Here is a 2,445-nt window from a genome sequence, read left to right on the forward strand (position 1 = left end):
CTGTCTGACACCAATAAACGCTGGAACAGGCAGTCGGGCTCTTGATGCGTCCCGTTTCTTGTTGGTCCGACAACCTGTCAAAACCCCAAATGCCCGACAGTTAAATACGCTTGACGTTAATACCTTAATAACGGTATCTTAGCGAGCTTTTCCGGGCAGTATCGGCGAAACCCTTGTTGGAGGTTTGTGATGTACGCGGTCATTGAGAATGGTGGCAAGCAGTATCGGGTGGCAGTGGGCGACAAGCTCCGGCTCGAAAGAATGGAAGTTGAGCCCGGTGTCGAACTCGCACTGGACCGTGTCCTCATGGTCGGCGTCGGCAGTGATGTCCAGGTAGGACGGCCCCTGGTGGAGGGTGCCGCGGTGAAAGCCACCGTACTCAGCCAGGGTCGTGCCAAAAAGGTACATATTTTCAAGATGCGCCGGCGCAAGCATTACCGCAAGCAGCAGGGCCATCGTCAGTATTTTACCGAAGTCAGCATCACCGGCATTGAAGCCTAAGGAGCACAATCATGGCACATAAGAAGGCTGGAGGTTCCTCCCGTAACGGCCGCGATTCTCAATCCAAGCGTCTGGGCGTCAAGCGCTACGCCGGACAGGAAGTTATCAGCGGCAACATCATTATTCGTCAGCGTGGCACCCAGTTTTATCCGGGCGCCAACGTCGGCATCGGCAAAGACCATACGCTCTTTGCCACCGCCGAGGGTGTCGTGAAGTTCGAGCGCAAGGGTCCGCGCCAGGTGCGCACCGTCAGCGTCGTTTCAGCGGCCTAAGCAGGCCTCTGCTCAGAGGGACCCCGCCCCGTTTCTGCGGGAGCGGGGTTTTTCTATGAAATTTATTGACGAAGTACGCATTCATGTGGCCTCCGGTAACGGTGGCCATGGATCGGTGAGTTTTCGCCGCGAAAAGTTTATTCCTTTCGGCGGCCCCGATGGCGGCGATGGCGGACGCGGCGGCAGTGTTTATCTGGTTGCCCAGGCCAGCCTCAACACCCTCATCGACTTCCGCTACCAGCGCCGCTATCGCGCCGAAAATGGCCACGGTGGCGCCGGGCGCCAGATGACGGGCCGCGCTGGCCACGACCTGGAGATCAAAGTCCCGGTCGGCACCCTGGTGTATGACGACGATACTCGCGAATTGCTCGGTGACCTGCGTACCGAAGGCGAACGACTATTGGTCGCCCAGAGTGGCCGCGGCGGGCATGGTAATCTGTCGTATAAATCGAGTACCAACCGTGCGCCCCGTCAGTTTGAGAAAGGCGCTGCAGGCGAGGAACGAAACCTGCGCCTGGAGTTGCGCCTGCTCGCCGATGTCGGCCTGCTGGGTCTGCCTAATGCGGGAAAAAGCACCCTCATCCGCGCTGTCAGTGCTGCCCGCCCCAAAGTGGCGGACTACCCTTTCACCACCCTGTATCCCAATCTCGGCGTCGTCCGCGTCGCCACCCACGAGTCTTTTGTACTCGCCGATATTCCCGGCCTTATTCCGGGCGCTTCCGAAGGCGCCGGGCTGGGCACCCGCTTTCTCAAGCACCTCAGCCGCACCCGCCTGCTCCTCCATTTGGTGGACATGGCCCCCGTCGACGAGAGCGATCCGGCAGCCAATATCCGTGCGCTGGAAGCGGAGTTGGCCGCCTATAGTCCGGCCTTGGCCGAGCGGCCGCGCTGGTTGGTGGTCAACAAGTCTGATCTCTTTCCGGAGGAGGAGGCGGAAGCACGTTTTCAGCAGATTCGCGAAGCGCTGCAATGGCAAGGACCTGCCTTTCTGATCTCGGCCGCCAGTGGTGCCGGATGTGAGGCCTTGCTATATGCCATCTGGCAAGTCCTCCCCGACCTGCCCCCCGCCCCCGATCCCAAGCAGACCGAGGACTGTGGCGACGAAAGTGACGAAGACGAGGTCTTGGAAGACTGGGAAGGGGACGATCTTGACGCTGAATGGGAGGAGGAAGAGGCGTGAGCCGCGACCTGAAAACCGCACAGCGTTGGGTTATCAAAATCGGTAGCAGCCTGCTCACCAATAACGGCCAGGGGTTGGATCTCGCTGCCATCGAAGCCTGGGTCACAGAGATATTGGTACTCCGCCGTCATGGCATCGAGATAGTCCTTGTCTCCTCCGGCGCGGTTGCCGCCGGTATGGAGCGCCTCGGCTGGCAGACCCGACCTACGGCTCTGCACCAACTGCAAGCGGCTGCCAGCGTCGGCCAGGCGGCACTCATCCAGGTCTATGAAGATTTCTTGCGCCGCGGCAGTGTGCATGGCAGCCAGGTCCTGCTTACCCATGAAGATTTGCGAGATCGTCAGCGCTATCTCAATGCCCGCGCCACGCTGCGCATTCTGCTCGAGATGGGCGTCGTTCCCATCATCAATGAAAACGACGCGATTGCCAGTGCCGAGATCCGCTTTGGCGATAATGATACGCTGGCAGCCATGGTCGCCAATTTGCTGGAGG

4 protein-coding genes are annotated in these 2,445 nt (G+C 59.8%); all 4 read left to right on the forward strand.

Going from position 1 to position 2,445, the window contains the following annotated elements:
• The first annotated feature begins 189 nt into the window (after positions 1–189).
• Positions 190–501: a 50S ribosomal protein L21 gene (rplU, locus tag AC2VNK_RS05210; protein WP_486883068.1), complete on the forward strand. Its 312-nt coding sequence runs from the start codon at positions 190–192 to the stop codon at positions 499–501.
• An 11-nt stretch (positions 502–512) separates the two neighbouring features.
• Positions 513–773: a 50S ribosomal protein L27 gene (gene rpmA, locus AC2VNK_RS05215; protein ID WP_014030066.1), complete on the forward strand. Its 261-nt coding sequence runs from the start codon at positions 513–515 to the stop codon at positions 771–773.
• A 55-nt stretch (positions 774–828) separates the two neighbouring features.
• Positions 829–1,953 carry an Obg family GTPase CgtA gene (gene cgtA, locus AC2VNK_RS05220; RefSeq protein ID WP_486883069.1) on the forward strand — a complete coding sequence of 375 codons (1,125 nt, stop codon included), beginning with the start codon at positions 829–831 and terminating at the stop codon, positions 1,951–1,953.
• Positions 1,950–2,445: glutamate 5-kinase (gene proB, locus AC2VNK_RS05225; RefSeq protein ID WP_486883070.1), on the forward strand; the 496-nt coding region annotated here is incomplete at its 3' end. The genes cgtA and proB, both read left to right, overlap by 4 nt.

The sequence above is a fragment of the Acidithiobacillus sp. TH-A35 genome (assembly GCF_057473505.1).

Excerpts from the sequence above, each read along its gene's own strand:
- rplU (WP_486883068.1), top strand. The coding sequence starts at position 190 with ATGTACGCGGTCATTGAGAATGGTGGCAAGCAGTATCGGGTGGCAGTG.
- rpmA (WP_014030066.1), top strand. The coding sequence starts at position 513 with ATGGCACATAAGAAGGCTGGAGGTTCCTCCCGTAACGGCCGCGATTCT.
- cgtA (WP_486883069.1), top strand. The coding sequence starts at position 829 with ATGAAATTTATTGACGAAGTACGCATTCATGTGGCCTCCGGTAACGGT.